Genomic DNA, 23849 nt, shown 5'->3' on the forward strand with positions numbered 1-23849 from the left:
CAAGCACCCGCGCGCGGCCGGTCACGCCGGCCGCGTTTTTACGTTATCCATCCACACCCGCATATCGCCATGTCAGTCATCATCAAAGAAGAAGACTTCATCCAGTCGATAGCCGATGGCATCCAGTTCATCAGCTACTACCATCCCGTCGACTACATCCGCCATCTGGCCCGCGCCTATGAGCGTGAGGAAAGCCCTGCAGCGCGCGACGCGATGGCTCAGATCCTGACGAATTCGCGCATGTGCGCGGAAGGCAAGCGCCCGCTGTGCCAGGACACCGGCATCGTCAACGTGTTCCTGAAGGTTGGCATGGGCGTGCGTTTCGACACCAAGCGCACCCTGCAGGAACTCTGTGACGAAGGCGTGCGCCGCGGCTATCTGAATCCGGACAATCCCCTGCGCGCCTCGGTGCTGGACGACCCGCTGTTCGCGCGCAAGAACACGCGCGACAACACGCCCTGTATCCTGCACGTCGAACTGGTCCCGGGTGACAAGGTCGACGTGCAGATCGCTTCCAAGGGCGGCGGTTCGGAAAACAAATCCAAATTCGCCATGCTCAATCCGAGCGATTCGCTGGTGGACTGGGTGCTCAAGACGGTCCCGACGATGGGCGCCGGCTGGTGCCCGCCGGGCATGCTGGGCATCGGCGTCGGCGGCACCGCCGAAAAGGCCATGCTGATGGCCAAGCAGTCGTTGATGGAAGACATCGACATGTATGAACTGCTGGCCCGCGGTCCGCAGAGCAAGCTGGAAGAACTGCGCATCGAGTTGTACGAAAAGGTCAACGCGCTGGGCATCGGCGCACAGGGCCTGGGCGGCCTGACGACCGTGCTGGACGTCAAGATCAGCACCTTCCCGACCCACGCGGCCTCCAAGCCCGTGGCCATGATCCCGAACTGCGCCGCCACGCGTCACGCTCACTTCGAACTGGACGGCTCGGGCCCCGCGCGCCTGGATCCGCCGTCGCTGTCCGAATGGCCGGAAGTGCACTGGGCGCCGGACTACAACAAGTCCAAGCAGGTCGACTTGAACACGCTGACCAAGGAAGAAGTGGCTAGCTGGAAGCCGGGCCAGACCCTGTTGCTGTCGGGCAAGATGCTCACGGGCCGCGACGCCGCGCACAAGCGCATCCAGGACATGCTGGCCAAGGGCGAGCCGCTGCCGGTGGACTTCAAGAACCGCGTCATTTACTACGTGGGTCCGGTCGATCCGGTGCGTGACGAAGTGGTCGGCCCCGCCGGCCCCACCACCGCCACCCGCATGGATAAGTTCACCGACATGATGCTGGAGCAGACCGGCCTGATCGCCATGATCGGCAAGTCCGAGCGCGGCCCGGTCGCGATCGAGTCCATCAAGAAGCACAACTCGGCCTATCTGATGGCTGTCGGCGGTGCTGCCTATCTGGTGTCCAAGGCTATCCGCGGCGCCAAGGTACTGGGCTTTGCCGACCTGGGCATGGAAGCCATCTACGAGTTCGACGTGAAGGACATGCCGGTGACCGTGGCGGTTGACGCTCAGGGCACTTCGGTCCACACCACGGGCCCGAAGGAATGGCAGGCCAAGATCGGGAAGATTCCGGTCGCTGTGGCTTGATTCCGTAGGCTGTGAGAAAAACGGCTGCCAGTGGACTGGTGGCCGTTTTTTTTTGGCTTTAGTGCCTAGTGCTTCGTAGGCCGCCCGCGCGGCCGGACATGACATACATGATTCACTTGAGTGTGATGGTGATTTTGTTTGCCTGCGGCTTAGTTGCTGTTTTCCAGCTCTGCGCAGAACGCCGCGATCTCTTCTTGCGTCTTCCCCAGCACCTCCCGCAACACTTCCTCGGTGTGCTCCCCCAGCAGCGGCGGTGCGCGACGGTACTCCACCGGCGAGGCCGACAGCCGCAACGGGCTGGCCGTCACTGCAGCCACGCCGCCAGCCGGATGCGGCATATCGCGGCGCAGCTGCCGCGCCTGTGCTTGCGGATGCGCCTGGGCCTGGGCGATATCGTTGATCGGTCCGCAGGGCACGCCCACGGCTTCCAGCTTGGCGATCCAGTCGTCGCGCTTGCCCTGGCGCATGATCTCGGTCAGCAGGCCGACCAGCAGTTCTCGATTGGCCAGGCGCATGCGGTTGGTGGCAAAGCGCGGGTCGTCGCCCAGTTCGGGCGCGCCGATGGCGCGGCAGTACGCCCGGTACTGCGTTTCATTGCCTGTGGCCACGATCAGGTGGCCATCGCTGGCGGCGAACACCTGGTAGGGCACGACGTTCTGATGCGCGTTGCCGGCGCGTTGCGGCGCCACGCCGGAGTTGAAGTAGTTGGAATTCTGGTTGGCCAGCATGGCGACATGGCTGTCCAACAGGGCGATGTCCAGGTGCTGGCCTAGTCCGCTGTTATGGCGTTCCTGCAAGGCCGCCAGCACCGCCACGGTGGCGTACATGCCGGTGACGATGTCGGTCACTGCTACGCCGGCCTTTTGCGGACCGCCGCCGGGCAGGTCGTCGCGTTCGCCGGTGATGCTCATCAGGCCGCCCATGCCCTGGATCATGAAGTCGTAGCCGGGGCGTTGCGCGTAGGGGCCGTCCTGACCGAAACCGGTGATGGAGCAATAGATCAGGCGTGGGTTGATCTGCTTCAGGCTGGCGTAGTCCAGGCCGTACTTGGCGAGGCCGCCCACCTTGAAGTTTTCGACCAGGATGTCGCTGGCGGCCGCGAGTTCGCGAATCAGCGCCGCGCCTTCGGGCGTTGCCATGTCGGCTTCGACGGAACGCTTGTTGCGGTTGGCGCTGAGATAGTAGGCGGATTCCTCGGTGTCCTGGCCGTCGCCGTCCTTGAGGAACGGCGGCCCCCAGGCGCGCGTGTCGTCACCCACGCCGGGGCGTTCGATCTTGATGACGTCGGCGCCCAGGTCGGCCAGGTTCTGCGTGCACCATGGCCCGGCCAGGATGCGCGACAGGTCCAGCACCCGGATGCCGGTCAGGGCGGCGGGCCGCGTCATGGCTTCAGCTCCGCCGTGCCGTTGCTGAGCACGACGACGTTGCGCTCCAGCGTGCGGGCCAGAAAGCGTACCTGGCCATCCGGCATGCGCCAGATGTCGCATTGCAGGGTTTCGCCGGGATACACGGGCGCCGAGAATCGTGTGTTCAGGCTCACGAGGCGGGAAGCGTCGTAGTCGCAGCAGCTTTTCACGATGGCATGCGCCGCCACGCCGTAGGAACACAGCCCGTGAAGGATGGGGCGCGGATAGCCGGCCTGGCGCGCCACCTCGGGGTCCGCGTGCAGCGGGTTGCGATCCGCGTTAAGCCGGTAAAGCAGCGCCGCGCTGGCGGGAATGCGGATCTCGCAGCGCAGGTCCGGGGCGCCATCGGGCGCTGCAGGCAGGGCTTCGGGGCTGTCGTCTCCCTGTCCGAAGCCGCCGTCACCGCGGCAGAACGTGCTTTGTCGCAAGGTGGCCAGGCAGGCGCCGTCTTCGTCGTGCAAGGTGCGTTCGGTAATGACGATGGCGCCCTTGTCGGCGCCCTTGTCGATCACATGCGTGTTGCGGCTTCTACCCGTGACCACGCCCGCGGCTGGCAGAGGCGCGTGCATGGTCAGCCGTTGCTCGCCGTGCACGACGCGCACCCAGTCTATGCCGGCACGCGGGTCCCGGACCCAGAAGCCAGGATAGCCCAGCACCACGCTCATGGTCGGAAAGGACCGCAAGCCTTTTTCGTACACGTAGCGCAGCTGGCCGGCGTCCTCGGGATCCTGTCCCAGGCCGATGCCCAGCGCGTACAGCATGGTGTCCTTTTCGTCGTAACGCTGGCGCACCTCGTCGAAGCGCCAGTTCTTCACGGTGTCGTAGTCCAGGGGCATGGCGGCGGTCTCAGATGGGGTCCCAATCGATCACGTCGGGCGAACGCTCCAACGCATAGAAGTGCTTGCGCATGGCAGGCACGGCGATCTCGGCAATGCGTTCGGGGGTCCAGCCTTCGCCGTGATGCACCGTACGCAACGGGCGCGGCTGGCTCATCAGCATGATCTCGTTGGCGCGCACCGCGAAGATCTGCGCGGTGACTTCGCTGGCGGCGTCGCTGGCGAGGTAGACGGCCATGGGGGCGACCTTGCCCGCTTCCATCTTCTTCAGCTTTTCGACGCGGGCCTTTTCTTCGTCCGTCTCGGCGGGAATGGAACTCGTCATGCGGCTCCAGGCAAACGGCGCGATGCAGTTGGAGCGCACGTTGTAGCGCGCCATGTCCAGCGCGATGGATTTCGACAAGGCCACGATGCCCAGCTTGGCCGCCGCATAGTTGGCCTGGCCGAAATTCCCGATCAGGCCGGAAGTGGAAGTCATGTGGACGAATGCGCCGGACTCCTGTTCGCGGAAGTAGGGCGCGGCGGCGCGGCTCATGAAGAAGGACCCGTTCAAGTGCACGCCCAGCACCTGGCTCCATTCTTCTTCGCTCATCTTGTGGAAAACCCGGTCGCGCAGATTTCCGGCATTGTTGACCACGGCATCGATGCGGCCGAAGGCATCGATTGCCGTCTGCACGCAGCGGCTGGCGCTGTCGTAAGCGGCCACGCTGTCGGTGTTTGCCACCGCTTGCCCGCCGGCCGCGACGATCTCCTTGACGACGGCCTGTGCAGGGCCTTGCGCGCCACCTTCACCAGTGAGCGACACGCCGATGTCATTCACGACCACTTTGGCCCCGGCCTGCGCCATGGCTAGCGCGATGCTGCGGCCGATGCCGCCTCCCGCGCCGGTAACGATCACCACTTTTCCGGAAACGATGCCGCTCATTGAAGCTGACTCCTGTGCTGCGGCGCGAGCGCCGTATGTGGAAAACAGTTCCGCATCAAACGGTCTGGTTTGAGGGGATGCACCATGGTAGATTCGACAAGGCATGTGAAGAATTCAAAATTAGAAATGCCCCCCTTCTGCGTGGTGGAACATGAGACACGATCTGACCGACCTGCGTTTGTTTCTGAACGTGGGGGAAACACTCAATCTGACCCGGGCTGCAGAACGCACCTTCCTTTCCTTGCCGGCGGCAAGCGCGCGGGTGAAGAACATGGAAGAGGCCTTCAAGGCCAGGCTGCTGGTGCGCATGGCCACGGGCGTCGCATTGACGCCGGCCGGCGAAGTGCTGCTCAAGCACGCGAACGCGGTATTCCGCCAACTTGAATGCCTGAATGCGGACCTGCAACCCTATGCCAGCGGCTTGAAGGGTCGCTTGCGTCTGTTGGCCAACACCACGGCCACCAACTCATTCCTGGCTGATGCGTTGTCCACGTTTCTTGCGGAAAACCCTGACGTGGACGTGGAGCTCGAAGAAAAAATATCTGGCGATATCGTGATTGCGATACGCGCTGGCGCGGGCGACCTTGGGCTGGTGGCGGGCAATATCGATGTGTCCGGCCTGGACGTCACGCCGCTGTTCCGCGACGAGCTCACCGTGGTCACCTCGCTCGAGCATCCGCTGGCAGCGTCCGAGTCCGCGCATTTCGCCGATCTGCTGGATGCCTATCAATTCGTGGGCATCCATCCCGACAGCGCCATCCAGACCTTCCTGGAAGACATCGCCAGCGGCCTGGGCAAGCGGATCTGCCAGCGTGTGCACGTAGGCAGCTTCGAGGCTGTGTGCCGGATGGTGGAGGCAGGCGCGGGGATTGCAGTGGTGCCGCGGGCCTGCGCCGCGCGCTACAGCCGTCCGGATGCGCTGCATGTGCTGAAACTGGAAGACCCCTGGGCGCTGCGTGACCGCCTGTTGTGCCGCCAACGGGGGCGTGATCTGCCCAGTTTCGCGGAGTGCTTCATCGAGCATGTGCAGCGCGCCGCGCGCGGCCTATAGCAAGCCCGGAAGAGGGGCTTTTGCAAATATGTAGCGGCGGTTCCGCCGGTTCGGAAAATAATAAAAAAGGCGCCGGGCAGCAGTCCTCGGGCTTGGCGACCGATAAAACCGAGAACCAGGAGACTGCCGTGACCGATCTACTACGCCGCCGCGCCGTTGCGGGGCTGGGCGCTGCGTGCGCCGCAGCCGCGATGCCTATGCTGTTCCCTACGCTTGCCCGGGCCGCGGCCTGGCCTGCGCACGCCGTGAACTTCATCGTGCCATTTCCCGCCGGCGGTCCGGTGGACACGACGGCGCGCTTTACCACGCAGCCGCTGGGACAATTGTGGTCGGTGCCCACGGTCGTGGACAACAAGTCGGGCGCTGGCGGCATCGTGGGCGCACAGTTCGCGGCCAAGTCCGAGCCAGACGGCTACAACTTCTTCTTTGCTTCCATCCATCATGCCGTGCTGCCCAGTCTGCGCGCCAATCTCAGCTACGACATCACCCGCGATTTCGTGCCGGTCGGCATGGCGGCGGTCTTCCCCATCGTGCTGGTAGTGAACGCGGCGCTGCCCGTGAATTCGGTGAGCGAACTGATCGCCTACGCGCGCGCGAATCCGGGCAAGCTGTCGTTCAGTTCTTCAGGAACGGGGGGCGGCACGCATCTGGCCGGCGAACTCTTCAACGCCATGGCCGGCGTGCGCATCCAGCATGTTCCCTATCGGGGTAGCGCGCCCGCCATGCAGGACCTGCTGGGCGGACAGGTGCAGGTGATGTTCGCTGACGGCCCTTCGGCCGTGCCGCATCTCAAGGGCGGCAAGGTGCGAGCGCTGGGCGTGGGCAACCCCGCGCGCTCGAGCATGCTGCCCGATGTGCCGACCATCGCCGAATCCGGCCTGCCGGGCTACGAAGCGTATTCATGGAGCGGAGTCATGGCGCCCAAGGGCACGCCGCCCGACATCGTCAAACGCGTGAACGCGGACCTGGTGAAGGTGCTGTCGGATGCGGCCACTGCCCAGGGCATGATTGCCGCGGGCGCCGAGCCCAAGCCCGGCACGCCCGAGCAGTTCGGGGAGTTCGTGCGCGACGAAATCGCGAAGTGGCGCGATGTCATCAAGGCGGCCAACATCAAGCTGGATTAGGCCCTGTTCGCGCCACATGGCGCGTTGCACGGGCCCTAGAGCCGGCGCAAGCCCTCTCGGGCTGCCCGGTACTCGGATTCCAGCTGATCCACCAGCATGGCGGTGGGCAGCACTTCCTGCGCCGCGCCCACGCCCTGGCCCGCGCTCCACACGTCCTTCCAGGCCTTGGGCCGTGAACTCTTGTCCATGTTCGCGGGGGGCGCTTCGTTGCATTTTGCGAGTACATGAGGATCCAGGCCAGCCGCCTGGATGCTGGCCGACAGGTAGTTGGCAGGCACGCCGGAGAAGTAGGGTGTATAGGTGACGTCGCCCGCCTGGGCCTGCAGCACCATTTCGCGGTACCCATCGCCGGCCAGCGATTCCTGCGTGGCGATGAAGCGCGTGCCCATGTAGGCGAAGTCGCAGCCCAGCACCTGCGCCGCCAGGATGTCCTTGCCGTGGCTGATGCAGCCGGACAGCGCCAGTGGTCCGTCGTAGAACGCGCGGATCTCGTTGACCAGGGCGATCGGGTTGATCTGCCCCGCATGGCCGCCCGCGCCCGCGGCCACCAGGATCAGGCCGTCGACCCCGGCGTCCAGCGCGCGCTTGGCGTGCCGCACGTTCGTGACGTCATGGAATACCAGCCCTCCGTAGCCATGCGCGGCCTTCACCACTGCTTCAGGCGCATGCAGCGAAGTAATGAGCAACGGCACGCGACGTTCTGCGCAGATGGCCAGATCGCCCTGCCAGCGTGGATTGCTGGGGTGAACGATCAGGTTGACTCCATAGGGCGCAATCCTGGCCGCGGGGTCCGCTTGGCGTCTGGCGGCCAGCCCCGATTCTATGCGCGTCAGCCAATCGTGCAGCTGCTCCTGGGGACGGGCATTGAGCGAGGGAAATGTGCCGATGATTCCCGCCGCGCACTGCGCCACCACCAGGTCCGGCCCCGAGACCAGGAACATGGGAGCGCCGATGACGGGCAGGCGGGTCTGGGCGTGCAGCGCGAGCGGGGGACTCATCTGGATGCTCCGGTGATTCTCAATTGGCCTGGATGTTGGCGCTTTGGATGACGTCGGACCACAAGGCGTATTCGCGGTCGATGCGCGCCTGCAATGCCTTGGAGTCGCCCGTGTTGATGGTGTAGCCGCCGTCGGTCATGGCTTGGCGGAAGGCTGGATCGCTGGAAACCTCTTGCAGCGCGCGGGTCAGTCGCGCTGCCACCGCATCGGGCAGCTTCTTCGGCCCCACCAGCGCATACCAACCCACGACCTCGTAGTCTTTCATGCCGGCTTCGATCATGGTGGGCACGTCGGGCAGTTCGGGATTGCGGGTTTTGGACGTGACGGCCAGGGCGCGGGCCTTGCCGCTCTTGACGAAGGGGATGGCGGTGCTGGTGATGTCGAACATGAACGTGATCTTGCCGCTGATCACGTCCACCATGGCTGGCGAGTTGCCGCGGTAAGGGACGTGCAGCATGGGCGCTTCCGCCTGCTTTTTCAGAAGCTCCGCCGACAGGTGGTTGGAGGCACCGATGCCGGCGGAGCCGAACGACACGGCATCGGGATGGGCGCGCGCGTAGGTGACGAGTTCGGTGACGTTGCTTGCGGGAATCTGCGGGCCGATCAGCAGGACATTGGCATAGTCCACGACCAGCCCGATCAGCGAGAAATCTCTGCGCGGATCGAATAGCGTGCTCCGCTGGACCAGCGGAGACATGGTGAGCGTGGGGCTGGCCGCAAAGCCCAGCATGTAGCCGTCGGGCGACGCCTTGGCGGTGGCATCCGATGCGATCATGCCGCTGGCGCCGGCGCGGTTCTCGACCACGACGGATTGGCCCAGCTTGTCGCCCAGATACTTGGCGAAGACGCGGGCGGTGGTGTCCACGGGACCGCCGGGGGCATAGCCCACCAGCAACCGGATGGGGCGTTCGGGATAGGCATCCGCGTGGGCGCTTGAGGCCGCGGCGAAGGTGGTGGCGGCAATGGCCGCGGCGAGCAGGGTCTTGATGTTCACGCTGTTGTCTCCTTGTGGTTCAGGGCCTGTCCAGGCCCTAGTAGCGGGTCGTGCAGCGGAGCAACTGGCCGCGGCTACGCCAGCCTTTCTTTCAGCGGCTGCTTGAGGATCTTGCCGCTGATGGTCGTGGGAATGGTTTCAATGGGGATGATGCGAGCGGGCCGTTTGTAGGGGGCCAACTGTGCGCGCAGATGCAGCATCAGCAGATTGGTGTCCACCGTGGCGCCGGGCAAAGGCTCGACGAAGGCGATGACCTCTTCGTTCTGGTCTGCGGTGGGGCGGCCCACCACGGCCGACAGGCGCACGCCGGGGAACGCATTGATGACCGATTCGACTTCCAACGGATAGACGTTGAAGCCGGAGCGGATGATCAGGTCCTTGGAACGGCCGGCGATGAACAGAGCGCCTTGTTCGTCGAGGTATCCGATGTCGCCTGTGTTGAGCCAGCCGCCAGGCAAAAGGGCCTGCGCGGTCTGTTCGGGGTTGCGGTAGTAGCCCAGCATGACGCCAGGGCCCCGGATCAGGATGTCGCCGCGTTCGCCAGGTGCGGGCGTGCCGTTGTCGGGATTGCCGATGCGCAGTTCCACGCCGTCCACCGCATGGCCGGCCGAGCAGTCGTCTCGGGGCGCGTCGATCCGGGTGACGAACATCGAGCCCGCATACTCGGTGATGCCATAGCCGTGGTGCATGGCCACCCCAAAGTAGCGTTCGGTCTCGCGCTTGAGCGTCGGGTCCAGCGCGGCGCCGCCGGTATACAGGTAACGCAGGGCCGGGGCCCGCAGCTCCGCGCGCGGCGGCGCCATGGCCATCATCCGGCTGAACATGGTGGGCACGCCCTGCAGGATGCTGACGCCCGGATGGGCCAGTGCCTTGAAGGCATCCGCCGCATCGAAGCGGCTGCGCAACACCAGGCTGGCACCCGCGTGCACGGTGGCCATCAACACGGTGGCGATGCCGAAAATATGGGACATGGGGAGCGCGGCGTAGCCGATGTCCTGCGGCGTCAGGCGGCGCGACGCTGCTGATACGCGCGCGAAATGCAGCAGGCCGCGGTGCGGTACCAGCACTCCTTTGGGCGCGCCGGTGGTGCCGGAGGTGTAGATCACGGTTGCCACTTCGGCCGCGGTATCGCCTGCCTCGGGCTGCGTGGGACTGGCCGCCCTTGCGGCCTGCAGGCCGGGTCCCCAGACCTCGGGGTCGGCATCCGTGGCGCCCGCATGCGCCGCGTGTGCGGCAGCGGCGGCGGAAATGCCGCTGGTGTAGAGCAGCAGTTCGGGCCGGGCATGGTCGCGGATGGTGTCGAGCTCACGCGGCGACAGGCGTGCGTTCACGCCCACCGGCCAGGCGCCCGCCAGGCTGCAGGCAAACAGTGCCGCGATCATTGCGGTGCAGTTTTCACCAGCGATCAGCACGCGGTGCCCGGGCTGCACGCCCTGCTGGTCGAGCCAGGCCGCAGCGGCCTGCACACGCCGCCAGAATTGCGCGTAGCTCAGCTTGCCTCCGCCTTCTTCATGCAGAAAGGTGGCGTCGGGCCGTTGGCCGGCTTGCTGCGCCAGCAGGTGATGAATGCGGGTGAGGGGAGTGGCCGGGGACATGGTAGCGATTGCGTCGTTCAAAGCGTGGCCTGGGTGCCGAGGATTGCGGTGGATTGGCTGGACAGGGTGCCGCCGTTGCCATGCACCAGCGCCAGGTGCGCATCGGCGATCTGACGGGCGCCGCATTCGCCGCGCAACTGCCGCACGGCTTCGATCATGATGAAAACGCCGTACATGCCGGGGTGCACGCAGCACAGGCCGCCGCCGTTGGTGTTGACAGGCAGGGTTCCACCCGGGGCGATGGCGCCGTTGGCGATGAAATCCTTGCTTTCGCCCTTGGCGCAGAAACCCAGGTCTTCCAGGAACAGCAACGTGTTGATGGTGAAGGCGTCGTACAACTCCACCACGTCGATGTCCTTGGGCGACACCCCCGCCATGCCGAACGCCCGAGCGCCGGACTCGGCGGCGGCGGTGACGGTCAGGTCCTCCATGGACGAGATCTGGCGGTTCCAGACGGCAGTGGCGTTGCCCAGCACATAGACCGGCGGGCGCGGCAGGTCGCGGGCGCGTTCGGCGCGCACCAGCACATACGCGCCGGCCCCATCGGTGACCAGGCAGCAATCGCGCACGCTCAGGGGGTCGGACACCATGCGGGCCGAGAGGATCTGCTCCAACGTCGCCGGTTCACGCAGTTGCGCTTCGGGATTCAGCTGGGCCCATTGGTTGGCCGCCAGCGCCACTTGCGCCAAGTCCTCGCGACGGGTGCCGTATTGGTGCATGTGGCGCGCGGCCGCCAGTGCGTAGGACGACAGCGGGCTCAGCGGGTCGTAGGGGGTTTCATACGGCTGCGGATCGAACTGCTTGCGGACCCGGCCGATCTCGGCACGGCTCAGGGTGGAAGTGCGCTGCGTGCTGCCATAGCAGACAAGCACCGCATTGCATTGGCCGGACGCCAGCGCATGCAGCGCGGGCAGCAGGTGCGCGACGAAGCTGGATCCGCCCAGCATGGTGCTGTCGATGAAGGCAGGGCGGATGCCCAGGTGCTCGATGACCGGCATGGCCCACATCGGGGCCGCCACGCTGGCGGTGCAGATGCCGTCTATATCCCGCATGCTCAGGCCGGCGTCCGCCACGGCACGCTGCGCTGCCTGAACGAGAATTTCCATTTCGGTATGGCCCGGGGCCTGGCCCAGGCCCGCGTGGCCCACGCCCGCCACGGCAACGGCGCCTCGCAGATCGTTAAGCTTCATGGCGCCTCCTTGGTGGGAACGAAGACCACAAGGCCTCGGCCGTCCTGCAGCGCTACCTGGGCGCGCACCGCCATGCCGATGTGCACGGCGTCAGGCGCCACGCCTTCCACGCGGCTCATCAGCCTGACGCCTTCCCGCAGGTCGATCAGCGCGACGTTGTAGTCTCCCCCCGCCTCGGGCTTGCGGCGCACCACGGTGGTGGAGTAGACCGCGCCGCGTCCGTCGGGCTCGATCCAGGTCAGATCATCCGCGCCGCAATGGGGGCAGATCATGCGGGGATAGAACACCGGGCGGTTGCAGCCGGCGCAATGCTGGATGAGGAAACGGCCTTGGTCCAGCGCCTGGCGGTATTGCGCCTCGGCGCCTTGCGGCGCGGTGTCCGTGAAGTCGGGAACGGTCATGATGCGTAGGGGTTCCAGTGGATGACGCTTGCAAGTGTCGGCACTGGCGGTGCGTTCGGCCATTCTTCATTGCTGAAGCAGGGCTTCCGTCCGTCCGTAGTGGGGTGCCCTACGTCCAGCGCGAAGCCCGTCTTCGGAAGAGGCAGATTGCCGGGCGTGCCGGCCCGTGGCTAGATACTGGCAAAAGGAGCCCGACCATGAACCTGACCTGGACGCCGCAAGAGCGCCAATTCCGCGAAGAAGTGCGCGCCTTCGCGACGGACAAGCTGCCGCAGGACATACGCGACAAAGTGCTGCGACACCAGCGCCTGGAACGCGACGACTACGTGCGCTGGCACAACATCCTGGCCGACCGGGGCTGGGGCGCGCCGAACTGGCCGGTGGAGCACGGCGGCACCGGTTGGAACGCCTTGCAGCGGCTGATCTTCGAGGTCGAATGCTTCAAGGCCGGCGCGCCGCGCCTGTTGCCGTTCGGCCTGTCCATGATCGGTCCGGTCTTGATGAAGTACGGCAGCGCCGAGCAGCAGGCGCGTCTATTGCCGCGCATCATCCGCGTGGAGGACTGGTGGTGCCAAGGCTATTCCGAGCCGGGGTCCGGATCCGATCTGGCTTCGCTCTCCACCCGTGCGGTGCGCGACGGCGACACCTACATCGTCAACGGACAAAAAACCTGGACCACGCTGGCACAGTATGCCGACTGGATGTTCTGTCTGGTCCGCACCGATCCCGAGGCCCGCGCGCAGCGCGGTATTTCGATGTTGCTGCTGGACATGCAGTCTCCCGGCGTGACCGTGCGGCCGATCCGCACGCTGGATGGCGGGCACGACGTGAACGAGGTCTGGTTGGAAAACGTGCGCGTACCGGCGGCCAATCTGGTGGGGGTGGAGAACCAGGGCTGGACCTATGCCAAGTACCTGCTGGGCCACGAACGCACGGGCATCGCGGGCCTGGGTCATTGCCATCGCGAACTAGGCGTGCTCAAGCATATGGCCGCGCGGGCGAATTCCCGCGGCAGGCCCTTGTTGGCAGACAGCCGGTTTCGCGATCGCATATCGCGCATCGAGGTAGACATCATGGCCCTGGAAATGCTGTTGTTGCGCGTGGCGTCCAGCAACGATGGCACGCCCGGACCGGAAGCTTCCGTATTGAAGATCCGGGGCTCCGAGATCCAGCAGGACCTGGCCATGTTGCAGATGGAAGTCGCGGGGCCCGACGCCTGGCCCTATGACCCCGACTGGCTGCAGGCTGACAACGGCTACAGCGGTCCCGGACCGGAAATGGCAGCCGCGGCCGGCGCGGGCTATGCCGATATGCGCAAGACCTCGATCTATGGCGGCACCACCGAAGTGCAGAAGGGCATCATCGCCCGCCTGGTGTTGGGCCTGTAGGCCCCGTTCCCGCGCAACCCCGACAGGAAGACGACGCATGGATTTCATCTATACCGAAGAACAGCGCATGCTGGCCGACAGCCTGCGCCGCCTGGTGGATCAGGAGTGGACGCATTCCCGCCGCCGCGCGCGCCAGGCGGCGGGCAGGCTGGATGCCGACGCCTGGGCCGCGCTGGCGGAACTGGGCGTGCTGGGCCTGACCATCCCACAGGATTTTGGCGGTTTTGGCGAAGTGCCTGCCAGCCTGCTGCCAGTCCACGTGGAACTGGGGCGCGGATTGGTTTCGGAACCGGTCATTCCCAGCGCGGTCATGGGCGCGGCGCTGCTCGAGGCCTGCGGCGGGGAGACGCGTGGCCTCTGGCTGCCCGCGATCGCCTCGGGCGATGCCATCGTCAGCGTGGCGTATCAGGAACCCGGCCGCCGCTATGACGTCGATCCGCGCGACTGTCGCGCGGCCAGGACCGCCGAAGGCTGGCGGTTGGACGGCGTCAAACATCTGGTCTGGCACGGTGGAGCTGCCACGGCCTGGTTGCTGAGCGCGCGCGGCGATGACGGGCAGACCTTGCTGCTCGCCGTGCCGGCTGATGCGGCGGGGGTGCAGGTTACCGATACGCCCACGCTGGACGGCGCGCGTTGCGCGCGGCTGGATCTGGATGCAGTCAGCCTGCCGCCTGATGCCTTGCTTGCCGAAGGCGCCGCGGCGGAGGGGGCGTTGGCGCAGGCCCTGCATTGGGGCACGGCCGCGCTTTGCGCGCACGCGGCAGGCGCGATGGAGCGGCTGCTGGAGATCACCGTCGACTACCTGAAGGCGCGCAAGCAGTTCGGGCAGCCGCTGGCGTCGTTCCAGGCCTTGCAGCATCGCTTGGCGGAAATGCTGGTGGCCAAGGAACTGGCCTTGTCCATGGCTTATGTGGCGGTGGCGGCCCTGACCGAAACCGATACGGCGCAGCGCCGCCGCATGATCGCCTCGGCCAAGCTGGAAGCCGCGCGCGCCGGGCGCCTGGTAGCGCAGATGGCGGTGCAGCTGCATGGCGGCATGGGCATGACTGACGAGCTGGAGGTGGGCGATTACTTCAAGCGGCTCACTATTGTGGATCAGCTGCTGGGCGATAGCGCCGAACAACTGGCCGTGCTGGAGGAAGTGGCATGAACGCGGCGGCAGCAGCGCAAGCGGTCGGCGGGGGCTATACACAGATCCGCTTCACCCTGGAACGGGGCGTGGGCGTCATCACGCTGAACCGGCCTGACCGGCTGAATAGTTTCACGGAAGTCATGCATGCGGAGCTGGCTCGCGCATTGGATGTCTTGGAAGCCGATAGCGGGCTTCGAGGCCTCATCATCACGGGCGCGGGACGCGGGTTTTGCGCGGGACAGGACCTCGGCGAGCGCAAGCCCGCCGAAGACGGCTCGCGCCGCGATCTGAGCCTGATCCTGGAGAAATGCTATCGGCCCCTCATCAGCCGGCTGCATGCGCTGCCGGTGCCGGTGGTGTGCATGATGAACGGCGTCGCCGCCGGCGCGGGCGCCAGCCTGGCGCTTGCCTGCGACGTGGTATTTGCGGTGGAGTCGGCGCGCTTCGTGCAGGCTTTCAGCAAGATTGGCCTGCTGCCGGATGCCGGCGGCACCTGGTTCCTGCCGCGCCTCGTGGGATCAGCAAGAGCGATGGGCGCCGCGTTGTTCGGCGAAGCGCTCAGCGCCAGGCAGGCGGAAGCGTGGGGGCTGATCTGGCGGGTGGTGCCGGATGGCGCGCTGGCCGACACTTTGGCGGAGGTCGCCGACACGCTGGCGGCCGGGCCCACCCGCGCCTACGCGGCCACCAAGACTGCGCTGCACGCCTCCAGCGGCAACACGCTGGCGCAGCAGTTCGACCTGGAATGCCGTTTGCAGCGTGAGCTGGGCTACACCGACGACTACCTGGAAGGCATGCGGGCGTTCGCGCAAAAACGCGCGCCGGCATTCACCGGCACCTGAATGGCGCTGGCGACGCTTCGAGTTCAGGGAGTCCGCGCAGCCTGGATCTGTTCGATGAGTTCGCGAGCGCAGCCCGGCAGGGCGTCGATGTCGCGCACCAGCAGCTTGCGTTCGCGCACTACCCAGGGCTCGTCCAGCTCGACCACGCGCAGTTTCATGTCAGAGCCATAGCGCCGCGCGGCGGAGTCGGGTATGACGCCCACGCCGACTCCCGCCTGCACCATCCGGCAGATCGAATCGAAACTGTAGAGCTGGATGCGCTGAGGCAGGCGTTGCCCAACCTGTTCCAGCTGGTCGCGCAGGAATGCGACCAGCGTGGAGCCTTCGTGCATGGTGATGAAGGGATAGCGCACGGCCTCGGCCAACTTGATCTTTGCCTGGTCTTGCAGCGGATGTCCATTGGGCACCACCAGCACCAGCTTGTCGGTGCTGAAATGGATGGTCTGCAATTCGGGCGCGTCGACCGGGCCGGCCACGATGCCCAGGTCGGTGGTGCCATCCAGCACGCCGCGCACGATGTCGCGGGTCAGGCGTTCCTGCAGGTCCACGGTGACGCCGGGGTGCCCGGACAGGAAGTGCGCCAGGATGTCCGGCATGAATTCCGTCACCGCGGTGGTATTGGCGAAGATGCGGATATGGCCCGCATCGCCGTCGGCCTGCTCCTGGAAGTCATGTTTCAGGTGATCCACCTGGCGCATGATGACCCGCGCATGCTGCAGCAGTTTCTGGCCGGCGGGCGTGATTTCCACGCCGCGGCTGTCGCGGTACAGCAGGCGGGAGTTGAGCTGGTTCTCCAGCGCCTTGATGCGCACGCTGACGGCTGCCAGGGACAGGTGCGCCCGTTTGGCAGCCTGAGTCAGGCTGGGGGATTCGGCGATGTGGATGAACAGGCGTAGGTCGGCGAGGTCGAAGTGCATGGGCCATATATTACGGCGCGGGACGGCGCACCGGGAGGCCGGGCCGGTCGATTCAGGCGGGGCAAACCCCGCCTTGAGCAAAAACGAATTCACAAGGGGGACGGCTTGCGGGCATGCTTCAGGCTGTAAAAACCCCAGCAGAGGATATCGGCATGACATCTACAGATCCGGCCGCGTGGATCGGCAGCGGTGAACGCAAGGCGGACGCCATGGATCCCGGCCATGCCGCGCGCATCGCGGCCACCCTGGGCGGCCCCGTGCCGGGCCAGGGCGATGCCTTGCCGCCGTTGTGGCAATGGGCGTTCTTCATCTCCGCGGTGGATATGGACGGACTGGGGACGGATGGCCACCCCGCCCGCGGAGGTTTCCTGCCGCCGGCCCAGGACCGCAACCGCATGTGGGCGGGCGGCAGGGTCGAGTTCCGCCGGCCGCTGAAGGTCGGCGTGCCCGCTGAACGCGAATCCACCGTGATCGACGTCAAAGAGAAGACGGGACGCACCGGCGCATTGCTATTCGTGACGGTGCGCCACGAGTACCGCCAGGAGGGCGAAGTGGCCATCCACGAAGAACAGGACATCGTCTACCGCCAGCCGACGCCACCCAAGCTCACTGGCAGCGAACCCGCGCCGCAAGCGCAGTGGCGCGACACCGTCGAACCCTCTTCCGTGCTGCTGTTCCGCTATTCGGCCGTGACCTTCAACGGCCACCGTATTCACTACGACCATCCCTACGTGACCGGCACCGAGGGCTATCCCGGCCTGGTGGTGCACGGCCCGCTCATCGCCACGGAAATGGTCGCCGCGTTTACCCGCGCCCACCCCGCGGCGCGCCTGACGCACCTTTCATATCGCGGCTTGCGCCCGCTGATTTCGCCCACGCCCTTCCAGGTGGCCGGCCGCTTGACCGAGCCGGGCGTGGCCCAGTTGTGGGCTGAGCAGGACGGCACGCTGGCCCACCAAGCCGAACTGAGGTTTACCGAATGAGCACAGAGGCCCCCCGTCCCCTGGACGGCATCACCGTCGTCAGCCTGGAGCACGCCATCGCGGCGCCGTTCTGCACCCGCCAGCTGGCGGACATGGGCGCGCGCGTCATCAAGATCGAACGTCCTGGCGGCGGCGACTTCGCCCGCGGCTATGACGAGCGCGTGCGCGGCCTGTCCTCGCATTTCGTCTGGACCAACCGCTCCAAGGAAAGCCTGACGCTGGACCTCAAGCGCGAGGAGGCGGGCGGCATCATGGAACGCCTGCTTGAAACCGCCGACGTGCTGGTGCAGAACCTGGCGCCGGGCGCTGCCGCGCGCCTGGGCCTGTCTTTTGACGCCTTGCACAAAAAGTATCCGCGCCTGATCGTCTGCGACATTTCGGGCTACGGCGAGGGCGGTCCCTACCAGGACAAAAAGGCTTACGACCTGCTGATCCAGAGCGAAAGCGGCTTCCTGTCGGTGACCGGCACCAAGGACGATCCGGTCAAGGCCGGCTGCTCCATAGCCGATATCTCGGCTGGCATGTATGCCTATTCCGCGATCCTGAACGCCTTGTTGCTGCGCCAGAAAACCGGCTTGGGCAGCCGCCTGGACGTCTCCATGCTGGAGAGCATGGTCGAGTGGATGGGGTTTCCCATGTATTACGCGTTCGAGGGCGCCACGCCGCCCGTGCGCGCGGGCGCGGCCCACGCGTCCATCTACCCCTACGGTCCATTCCCCGTGGGTGGTGGCGCCACCATCATGCTGGGCCTGCAGAATGAACGCGAATGGCGCGTGTTTTGCGCGCAGGTGCTGCGCCAGGCCGAGCTCGCGGAAGATCCGCGGTTCATTTCCAATTCGCTGCGCACCGCCAACCGCGATGACCTGCGGGCGTTGATCGTGGCCGCGTTCGCAGACCTGTCCATCGAACAGGTGACGCAGCGGCTGGAGGACGCGCAGATCGCCAATGCGCGTGTCAACGACATGGCTGGTGTGTGGGCTCACCCGCAGCTGCAGGCCCGTGGCCGCTGGAGCCGCGTCGACAGCCCCGCGGGCGAATTGCCCGCCTTGCTGCCGCCGGCCAGCAGCAACGCCTTTGCGCCGCGCATGGCGCCCGTGCCCGCAGTGGGCCAAAACACGGATGCGGTGCTAGCATCATTGGGATACGCGCCCGATCAGGTGGCGCAATTCCATGCATCGGAGGTCGTGTGACGCATCCCGTTGTCCGTACCGCGCTGTTTGTGCCGGCGTCGCGCCCCGAACGCATTCCCAAGGCGTTGGCCGCCGCAGCCGACGCTGTCATCGTCGATCTGGAAGACGCGGTCGAGCATCTGGCCAAGGCCTCCGCCCGGGAAGCGCTGTGCGATTTCCTGGGGACGAACCCGGGGGTCCGGCTGTGGGTGCGGATCAACGATGCTTCCACTTCCTGGCACGATGACGACCTTAAGGCATGCCGCGGCAAGCTTGGGGTTGCCGGCGTGCTGCTGCCCAAGGCCGAAAGCCTGGCGCAGGTGCGGCACGTGGTCCAGGCGGGCCTGCGGGTGATTCCCATCCTGGAAACCGCCCAGGGCATCCTCAACGCCGGTGAAGTCGCCGGCACGCCGGGCGTCGAGCGCCTGGCCTTCGGCAGCCTGGACTACGCCCTGGACATGGGTCTGACGCCCGATACCCCGGGCGCCGCCACCGTGCTGGACCAGGCGCGGGTACAGGTGCTGCTGCACAGCCGCGCCGCCGGCCTGCCGCCCGCGCTGGATGGCGTGTTCCCGGGCGTCCAGGATCAGGCCGGCCTGGCGCTAGCCGCCAGCCGCGCGCAGCAGATGGGGTTCGGTGGCATGCTGTGCATCCATCCCGCGCAGGTTCCCGTAATCCACGCGGCCTTCGTGCCTGCGGCACAGGAACTGGCCTGGGCGCGCCGAGTCATCGCCACGCACCGCGACACTTCCGCGGGCACCTTCATGCTGGACGGCAAGATGGTCGACGCGCCCGTCATTGCGCGCGCCCGGCTGGTGTTGGCGCGGGCGGGAGAAACCACCGGCGTCTAGGGGCCTCCAACTGGCCCGCTCCGGCATCGATCACTTCACTGCGGCAGGTCTATGGGCGAAGCGCTCTTCATCGGACATACCTACATCGACGTCACCGTGCTGGCGGACGAATGGCCCACGGGCGACGAAAAAAGCGTGGCCCGCGACTACGCCGTGTCCTTCGGTGGCAACGCAGTGACGGCCGCGTTCGCCTGCGCGCGGCTGGGCACGCCGCCTGAGCTGATCTGCTCGCTGGCTTCGGACTGGCTGGGGCACATGTATACCGACATGGCGGCGGCGCATGGCGTGTCGCTGCACGCGCGCAAGGTGAGCCGTTCGTCCCTGTCCTTCATCATGCCCAATCATGGCAAGCGCGCCATCGTGCGCGCGCGCGACGTGGACTACCAGAATGATTTTCCGCGGCTGGACATCGGCGCATACCGCGCATTGCACCTGGACGGCCATCAGCCCGACGCCGCCATGCATTACGCGCAGGCGTGCAGGCAGGCCGGAGTGCTGACCTCGCTGGATGGAGGAGGGCTGCGCGAGAACACCGACGAACTGCTGCGCTACATCGACGTGGCGGTCTGCGCGGAGCGCCTGTGCGAACAGCTCGGGCTCTCTGCGCAAGGGCTGCTGGATCTGCTCAAGGCTCGTGGGTGCCGCATAGGCGCCGTCACCATGGGCGAGCGCGGCATGCTCTGGTACGACGAAACCGGAAAAGTGGATGTGCTTCCTTCGCTGGACGTGCCGGCTTCCTGCATCGTCGATACCTCCGGCGCCGGAGACGTGTTCCACGGTGCCTACGTCTGGTCCTACCTAAATCGTCCGGACCTGCCCTGGGCGGAACATTTCACGTTCGCGCGCGCGGCATCGGCCCACAAGATCCAGCATCTGGGCAATGAAGCGGGCCTGCCGCGGGTCGAGGACGTGGAACGCGCGATGATGGCCTTCGCGCCCAAGGAATAAGCGCTCGCCCTAGCTGCTGGAGATTCGTTCGATGGGCTGGTCGCGGATTGCGCCTATCCAGTCATCGATCGGTTCGCCTTGCAGCGTCAGTCCGGGCGCCAGGTCGCGCAAGGGCAGCAGCACGAAGGCGCGCAGGTGCATGCGGGGGTGGGGCAGCACCAGCCGTTCATGGTTCAGCATGGTGTCGCCATACAGCAGCAAGTCCAGGTCCAGCGTACGCGGCGCGTTCTTGTAGGGGCGTTGGCGGCCATGCTGGTTTTCCAGGGCCTGCAGCGCATCCAGCAGGGCCAGCGGCGCCAGTTGCGTGTCCAGTGCCGCCACCGCGTTGACGAAGTCCGGGCCGGTGGCTTCCACCGGCGCGCTGCGGTAGAAGGGCGAGGCGGTTACCGCCGTGATGCCCTCGGTTGACTGCAATTCGGTCAGTACCTGGCGCAGGGTGGCTGCGCCGTCGCCCAGGTTGGCGCCCAGGCCGACGTAGGCGCGGACCAATGTGGAAGGCATGGTTAGCCGGCGCTGGGCGTGTTGCGCGACGGCGAACGGCGCGGACGGCGGCGCTTGCGGGGGGCGGAAGGCGCATCTCCGGCATCGCGCGGTTGGCGGGCGACTTCCTCGATCATCTCGGCGCGGGTGACGTCGTCGGCGTTGGCCAGGTCCATCCACCATTGCGCCAGCACGCTGTCGAATTCTCCGGCCGCGGCGCGCAGCTGCAGAAAGTCGCAGGCGGCGCGGAAACGCGGCTGTTCGATCATGCGGTAGATGGTCTTGCCCATACGGCGCTCGAAGCGCGGCTGCATGAACCAGATTTCACGCATGTCCGACGAGAAGCGTCGCTGGATAGCGAGTTTTTCGGTCTGTTCGTCCAATACCGAATCGGCAGCCTGCGACAGCGCGGGGATGGTGTGTTCGCCTTGGGCGCGCAATTGCTTCCAGCGCGCCTCCACCTGTTGCCACAGCAACGCGGCGAACAGGAAGCTGGGGCTGATGGTTTTGCCCGAGCGCACGCGTGCGTCGGTGCGTTCAAGCGCCAGCTCGACGAAGTGTTCGCCGCCAGGCTGTTCCAGCACCACGTCCAGCAAAGGCAGCAGGCCCTTGTGCAGGCCGTCGGCGCGCAGCTGGCGCAGGCAGTCCATGGCATGGCCGCAGGTCAGCAGCTTGAGCATTTCATCGAACAGGCGCGAAGCCGGCACGTTCTCGATGAGCTCGGCCATGGTGCTGATGGGCTGGCGCGTGGACGGGTCTATCGTGCCGTTGAGCTTGGCGGCGAAGCGCACGGCGCGCAGCATGCGGACCGGGTCTTCGCGGTAACGCTTGACGGGGTCGCCGATGATGCGGACCTGGCGCTTTTTCAGGTCGGCCACGCCGTTGTGGAAGTCGATGACTTCCTCGCTGTGCGGGTCGTAGTACAGCGCGTTCATGGTGAAGTCGCGGCGGGCCGCGTCTTCTTCGTGCGAACCGAACACGTTGTCGCGCAGGATGCGCCCGTGTTCGTCGGTTTCCTGGTCTTCCGAGGCCGGAGCGCGGAAGGTGGAGGTTTCGATGATTTCCTGGCCGAAGACCACATGCACCAGCTGGAAGCGGCGGCCGATGATGCGGGCGCGGCGGAACAGCGGGCGGATCTGTTCGGGCGTGGCGTTGGTAGCCACGTCGAAGTCCTTGGGCTCCAGCCCCACGATCAGGTCGCGCACGGCGCCGCCCACGATGTAGGCCTCATAGCCATGCTGGCGCAGAACTTCGCAGACCTTGATCGCATGGCGCGAGACATTGCGGCGGTCGATGCCGTGTTTGTCGCGCGTGATGCGCAACGGCCCCCGGACTGCCGGCGCGAACAGTCGGCCGACGAATTTTCTTATGGTTTCAGTGATCATTTAGGACTTCGAATCTTCCATGTGGTCGAACAAGTCGATCACTTGCCAGCCGCGTTCCTGGGCGATACCGCGCAGGGTGGGGCTGGGGTTGGCTGCGATCGGGCGGGTCACTTTCTCCAGCAGCGGCACATCGTTCACCGAATCGCTATAGAAAAACGATTCGGGAAAATCCGCAAGCCCCAATCCCATGCCGGCGAGCCAATCGTTGACACGCACCACCTTGCCTTCCTTGAAACTGGGCGTGCCCAGGATACGGCCGGTATAGCGTCCGCGCAGGTATTCCGCGTCGGTCGCCACAAGGTGGGGCACGCCGAAGGCGCGTGCGATGGGGGCGGTGACAAAGCTGTTGGTGGCCGTGACCACCGCGCACAGGTCGCCGGCTTCCAGGTGGGATTGCACCAGGTCGCGCGCGGCGGGCGTCATGGATGGGCGGATCACCTCTTCCATGAAGTTTTCGTGCCAGGCAGCCAGGTCGTAGGGCGTGTGCGCGGCCAGCAGGCCGAGCATGAATTCGGCGGCTTGTTCCGCGGTGAGCTCGCCGCGGTTGTAGCGATCCATCAGGTCGTCGTTCTGGCGGCGGGCTTCGGCAGGATCCCCCGCGCGGCCCGTGCGTGCCAGATAGTCGGCCCATTGATAGTCGCTATCCAGCGGCAACAGGGTGTGATCCAGGTCGAACAGGGCGAGACGTCGGGAGGTCATGTGCGTTGTGAATCAGGGTCTGCGAGCATGGCCCGCAGCAAAGGCAGGGTGATGGGACGGCCGGTGGCCAGGGAATAACGGTCCAGCGCGTCGATCAGCGCCGCCAGCTTGCGGATGTCGCGCTCGTGGTGCGTGAGCATCCAGTTGATGATTTCCGGCGCCAGGTGCATGCCGCGCTCGGCCGCCTGGGCAGACAGGGCCGCCAGCTTGTCGGCGTCCGACAGCGGGTCCAGGCGGAACACCAGGTCCCAGCCCAGCCGCGTGCGCAGGTCCTCGCGCAGCGGCATCGACAGGGGGGCGCGGTCTCCTGCTAGCGCCAGCGCAAAGGCGCGGCCGGTGGCGGCGGATTCGCGCCACCGGTTGTAGAGCGCAAACAGGGCGGCCTGGCGGCTGTCATTCATGCGGTGCACGTCGTCGACCGCCACGAACTTGGGCATCGGCGACTTGGAGTCGGCTTCGGCCAGGCGGCGCAGCATGTTCTCGCCATTGGCGGCGTCGATGTAGACGGCGTCGGAGCGGGCGGTCAGCGCGCGCAGCAAATGGGTGCGGCCGCAGCCCGCGGCGCCCCAGATATACAGGGCGCGGCCCGGCAGCAGCGCGCGCACCGCCGCCAGCGCTTCCCCGTTGGGGCCGGCGATATAGTTGTTCAGCGATGGCGCTGGCGCGGGGAGAACGTCGAGCAGCAGCTGGCGGTTCATGGGAGCTTACGGAGTGCCGAAACGAGGCGGGCAGTACAGGTCAACAACTACGGATCAATACAGCAAAATCAGGGCGGGTATGGCCGGGCTGGGGTTCCAGCGGGTTTGAACCCTCGGGGGGATGAACCCTCGGGGGGGTTGAATCCTCGGGGGGGTTGAATCCTCGGGGGTTGATGCCCGCTTTTGGCGGGATCCCCGGATTGAACCGCCAGACTCGCCAAAATCAATACCGGCCAACCCTACACTT

The 23849-nt window shown here is 66.1% G+C and carries 23 protein-coding genes; 10 read left to right on the top strand and 13 right to left on the bottom strand.

The window, feature by feature from the left end; genetic code table 11:
• Positions 1-69: 69 nt before the first annotated feature.
• Positions 70-1593 (top strand): fumarate hydratase, encoded by a 1524-nt coding sequence (locus tag VCS63_RS07325; RefSeq protein ID WP_042796468.1) that lies wholly within the window; start codon positions 70-72, stop codon positions 1591-1593.
• Positions 1594-1742: 149 nt separating this feature from the next.
• Here VCS63_RS07325 and VCS63_RS07330 read toward each other — a convergent pair whose 3' ends face one another.
• Genes VCS63_RS07330 through VCS63_RS07340 form a run of 3 tightly spaced genes read right to left on the bottom strand, consistent with a single transcriptional unit; the run spans position 1743 to position 4760 of the window.
• A complete protein-coding gene (locus VCS63_RS07330) occupies positions 1743-2978 on the bottom strand; it encodes a CaiB/BaiF CoA transferase family protein (protein ID WP_063960616.1) in 1236 nt (411 codons plus the stop codon).
• Positions 2975-3835, bottom strand: a complete 861-nt coding sequence (locus VCS63_RS07335) for a MaoC/PaaZ C-terminal domain-containing protein (RefSeq protein ID WP_063642257.1) — start codon at positions 3833-3835, stop codon at positions 2975-2977. The genes VCS63_RS07330 and VCS63_RS07335 overlap by 4 nt, the downstream gene beginning before the upstream one ends.
• A gap of 10 nt (positions 3836-3845) precedes the next feature.
• Complete coding sequence (locus VCS63_RS07340) at positions 3846-4760, bottom strand: SDR family NAD(P)-dependent oxidoreductase (RefSeq protein ID WP_063642256.1); 915 nt, start codon at positions 4758-4760, stop codon at positions 3846-3848.
• A gap of 151 nt (positions 4761-4911) precedes the next feature.
• Here VCS63_RS07340 and VCS63_RS07345 point away from each other — a divergent pair, with 151 nt between their 5' ends.
• Together VCS63_RS07345 and VCS63_RS07350 are read left to right on the top strand one after the other, a co-directional pair.
• The gene (locus tag VCS63_RS07345) at positions 4912-5811 is read left to right on the top strand and encodes a LysR family transcriptional regulator (RefSeq protein ID WP_076816216.1); all 900 of its coding nucleotides are present in this window, start codon (positions 4912-4914) and stop codon (positions 5809-5811) included.
• Between the two features lie 128 nt (positions 5812-5939).
• Positions 5940-6935, top strand: coding sequence for a tripartite tricarboxylate transporter substrate binding protein (locus VCS63_RS07350; RefSeq protein WP_323879140.1), 996 nt, complete (start codon positions 5940-5942; stop codon positions 6933-6935).
• 35 nt (positions 6936-6970) lie between these two features.
• Here VCS63_RS07350 and VCS63_RS07355 read toward each other — a convergent pair whose 3' ends face one another.
• From VCS63_RS07355 to VCS63_RS07375, 5 genes are all read right to left on the bottom strand, one after another.
• Complete coding sequence (locus VCS63_RS07355) at positions 6971-7933, bottom strand: nitronate monooxygenase family protein (protein WP_323879142.1); 963 nt, start codon at positions 7931-7933, stop codon at positions 6971-6973.
• Positions 7934-7952: 19 nt separating this feature from the next.
• Positions 7953-8927: a tripartite tricarboxylate transporter substrate binding protein gene (locus VCS63_RS07360; protein WP_323879144.1), complete on the bottom strand. Its 975-nt coding sequence runs from the start codon at positions 8925-8927 to the stop codon at positions 7953-7955.
• Positions 8928-9001: 74 nt separating this feature from the next.
• The gene (locus VCS63_RS07365; RefSeq protein ID WP_323879147.1) at positions 9002-10522 is read right to left on the bottom strand and encodes a class I adenylate-forming enzyme family protein; all 1521 of its coding nucleotides are present in this window, start codon (positions 10520-10522) and stop codon (positions 9002-9004) included.
• Positions 10523-10539: 17 nt separating this feature from the next.
• Positions 10540-11712 carry a thiolase gene (locus VCS63_RS07370; protein WP_042796472.1) on the bottom strand — a complete coding sequence of 391 codons (1173 nt, stop codon included), beginning with the start codon at positions 11710-11712 and terminating at the stop codon, positions 10540-10542.
• Entirely contained in the window at positions 11709-12113 is a 405-nt protein-coding gene (locus VCS63_RS07375) for a Zn-ribbon domain-containing OB-fold protein (RefSeq protein ID WP_042797559.1), read from the bottom strand. The genes VCS63_RS07370 and VCS63_RS07375 overlap by 4 nt, the downstream gene beginning before the upstream one ends.
• Before the next feature lie 197 nt (positions 12114-12310).
• Between VCS63_RS07375 and VCS63_RS07380 the strand changes: the two genes are divergently transcribed.
• Genes VCS63_RS07380 through paaG form a run of 3 tightly spaced genes read left to right on the top strand, consistent with a single transcriptional unit; the run spans position 12311 to position 15472 of the window.
• Positions 12311-13501: an acyl-CoA dehydrogenase family protein gene (locus VCS63_RS07380; protein ID WP_149065145.1), complete on the top strand. Its 1191-nt coding sequence runs from the start codon at positions 12311-12313 to the stop codon at positions 13499-13501.
• A gap of 37 nt (positions 13502-13538) precedes the next feature.
• Complete coding sequence (locus tag VCS63_RS07385) at positions 13539-14651, top strand: acyl-CoA dehydrogenase family protein (RefSeq protein ID WP_149065144.1); 1113 nt, start codon at positions 13539-13541, stop codon at positions 14649-14651.
• On the top strand, positions 14648-15472 hold the full coding sequence (gene paaG / locus VCS63_RS07390; RefSeq protein WP_063642253.1) for a 2-(1,2-epoxy-1,2-dihydrophenyl)acetyl-CoA isomerase PaaG: 825 nt from the start codon (positions 14648-14650) through the stop codon (positions 15470-15472). The genes VCS63_RS07385 and paaG overlap by 4 nt, the downstream gene beginning before the upstream one ends.
• A 23-nt stretch (positions 15473-15495) precedes the next feature.
• On the opposite strand, the gene VCS63_RS07395 is transcribed toward paaG, so the two are convergent.
• Positions 15496-16389 carry a LysR family transcriptional regulator gene (locus VCS63_RS07395; RefSeq protein ID WP_149065143.1) on the bottom strand — a complete coding sequence of 298 codons (894 nt, stop codon included), beginning with the start codon at positions 16387-16389 and terminating at the stop codon, positions 15496-15498.
• Positions 16390-16541: 152 nt separating this feature from the next.
• On the opposite strand from VCS63_RS07395, the gene VCS63_RS07400 reads away from it, so the two are divergent.
• Genes VCS63_RS07400 through VCS63_RS07415 form a run of 4 tightly spaced genes read left to right on the top strand, consistent with a single transcriptional unit; the run spans position 16542 to position 20340 of the window.
• The gene (locus tag VCS63_RS07400; protein WP_063642252.1) at positions 16542-17372 is read left to right on the top strand and encodes an FAS1-like dehydratase domain-containing protein; all 831 of its coding nucleotides are present in this window, start codon (positions 16542-16544) and stop codon (positions 17370-17372) included.
• A complete protein-coding gene (locus VCS63_RS07405) occupies positions 17369-18562 on the top strand; it encodes a CaiB/BaiF CoA transferase family protein (protein ID WP_042796476.1) in 1194 nt (397 codons plus the stop codon). Before VCS63_RS07400 ends, VCS63_RS07405 begins: the two co-directional genes overlap by 4 nt.
• Positions 18559-19392, top strand: a complete 834-nt coding sequence (locus tag VCS63_RS07410; protein ID WP_149065142.1) for an HpcH/HpaI aldolase/citrate lyase family protein — start codon at positions 18559-18561, stop codon at positions 19390-19392. Before VCS63_RS07405 ends, VCS63_RS07410 begins: the two co-directional genes overlap by 4 nt.
• A 51-nt stretch (positions 19393-19443) precedes the next feature.
• Complete coding sequence (locus VCS63_RS07415; RefSeq protein ID WP_076816194.1) at positions 19444-20340, top strand: sugar kinase; 897 nt, start codon at positions 19444-19446, stop codon at positions 20338-20340.
• Positions 20341-20349: 9 nt separating this feature from the next.
• Here VCS63_RS07415 and VCS63_RS07420 read toward each other — a convergent pair whose 3' ends face one another.
• The 4 genes from VCS63_RS07420 to hda are packed head-to-tail and all read right to left on the bottom strand — an operon-like array spanning position 20350 to position 23602.
• A complete protein-coding gene (locus tag VCS63_RS07420) occupies positions 20350-20841 on the bottom strand; it encodes a 2-amino-4-hydroxy-6-hydroxymethyldihydropteridine diphosphokinase (RefSeq protein ID WP_149065141.1) in 492 nt (163 codons plus the stop codon).
• Positions 20842-20843: 2 nt separating this feature from the next.
• Entirely contained in the window at positions 20844-22205 is a 1362-nt protein-coding gene (pcnB, locus tag VCS63_RS07425; protein ID WP_149065140.1) for a polynucleotide adenylyltransferase PcnB, read from the bottom strand.
• Positions 22206-22904 carry an HAD family hydrolase gene (locus VCS63_RS07430; protein WP_063642249.1) on the bottom strand — a complete coding sequence of 233 codons (699 nt, stop codon included), beginning with the start codon at positions 22902-22904 and terminating at the stop codon, positions 22206-22208. It abuts the gene before it with no gap.
• Complete coding sequence (hda, locus tag VCS63_RS07435) at positions 22901-23602, bottom strand: DnaA regulatory inactivator Hda (RefSeq protein WP_042796481.1); 702 nt, start codon at positions 23600-23602, stop codon at positions 22901-22903. Before hda ends, VCS63_RS07430 begins: the two co-directional genes overlap by 4 nt.
• Positions 23603-23849: the final 247 nt, after the last annotated feature.

It is taken from the genome of Achromobacter sp. D10 (assembly GCF_035282245.1).
Classification (GTDB): Bacteria; Pseudomonadota; Gammaproteobacteria; order Burkholderiales; family Burkholderiaceae_B; genus Achromobacter; species Achromobacter insolitus.

Coding starts and splice junctions, on each gene's coding strand:
- VCS63_RS07325 (WP_042796468.1), top strand. CDS start 70: ATGTCAGTCATCATCAAAGAAGAAGACTTCATCCAGTCGATAGCCGAT.
- VCS63_RS07345 (WP_076816216.1), top strand. CDS start 4,912: ATGAGACACGATCTGACCGACCTGCGTTTGTTTCTGAACGTGGGGGAA.
- VCS63_RS07335 (WP_063642257.1), bottom strand. CDS start 3,835: ATGCCCCTGGACTACGACACCGTGAAGAACTGGCGCTTCGACGAGGTG.
- VCS63_RS07330 (WP_063960616.1), bottom strand. CDS start 2,978: ATGACGCGGCCCGCCGCCCTGACCGGCATCCGGGTGCTGGACCTGTCG.
- VCS63_RS07365 (WP_323879147.1), bottom strand. CDS start 10,522: ATGTCCCCGGCCACTCCCCTCACCCGCATTCATCACCTGCTGGCGCAG.
- VCS63_RS07340 (WP_063642256.1), bottom strand. CDS start 4,760: ATGAGCGGCATCGTTTCCGGAAAAGTGGTGATCGTTACCGGCGCGGGA.
- VCS63_RS07415 (WP_076816194.1), top strand. CDS start 19,444: ATGGGCGAAGCGCTCTTCATCGGACATACCTACATCGACGTCACCGTG.
- VCS63_RS07420 (WP_149065141.1), bottom strand. CDS start 20,841: ATGCCTTCCACATTGGTCCGCGCCTACGTCGGCCTGGGCGCCAACCTG.
- VCS63_RS07370 (WP_042796472.1), bottom strand. CDS start 11,712: ATGAAGCTTAACGATCTGCGAGGCGCCGTTGCCGTGGCGGGCGTGGGC.
- VCS63_RS07375 (WP_042797559.1), bottom strand. CDS start 12,113: ATGACCGTTCCCGACTTCACGGACACCGCGCCGCAAGGCGCCGAGGCG.
- VCS63_RS07430 (WP_063642249.1), bottom strand. CDS start 22,904: ATGACCTCCCGACGTCTCGCCCTGTTCGACCTGGATCACACCCTGTTG.
- VCS63_RS07385 (WP_149065144.1), top strand. CDS start 13,539: ATGGATTTCATCTATACCGAAGAACAGCGCATGCTGGCCGACAGCCTG.
- VCS63_RS07395 (WP_149065143.1), bottom strand. CDS start 16,389: ATGCACTTCGACCTCGCCGACCTACGCCTGTTCATCCACATCGCCGAA.
- VCS63_RS07405 (WP_042796476.1), top strand. CDS start 17,369: ATGAGCACAGAGGCCCCCCGTCCCCTGGACGGCATCACCGTCGTCAGC.
- hda (WP_042796481.1), bottom strand. CDS start 23,602: ATGAACCGCCAGCTGCTGCTCGACGTTCTCCCCGCGCCAGCGCCATCG.
- VCS63_RS07400 (WP_063642252.1), top strand. CDS start 16,542: ATGACATCTACAGATCCGGCCGCGTGGATCGGCAGCGGTGAACGCAAG.
- VCS63_RS07380 (WP_149065145.1), top strand. CDS start 12,311: ATGAACCTGACCTGGACGCCGCAAGAGCGCCAATTCCGCGAAGAAGTG.
- VCS63_RS07355 (WP_323879142.1), bottom strand. CDS start 7,933: ATGAGTCCCCCGCTCGCGCTGCACGCCCAGACCCGCCTGCCCGTCATC.
- pcnB (WP_149065140.1), bottom strand. CDS start 22,205: ATGATCACTGAAACCATAAGAAAATTCGTCGGCCGACTGTTCGCGCCG.
- paaG (WP_063642253.1), top strand. CDS start 14,648: ATGAACGCGGCGGCAGCAGCGCAAGCGGTCGGCGGGGGCTATACACAG.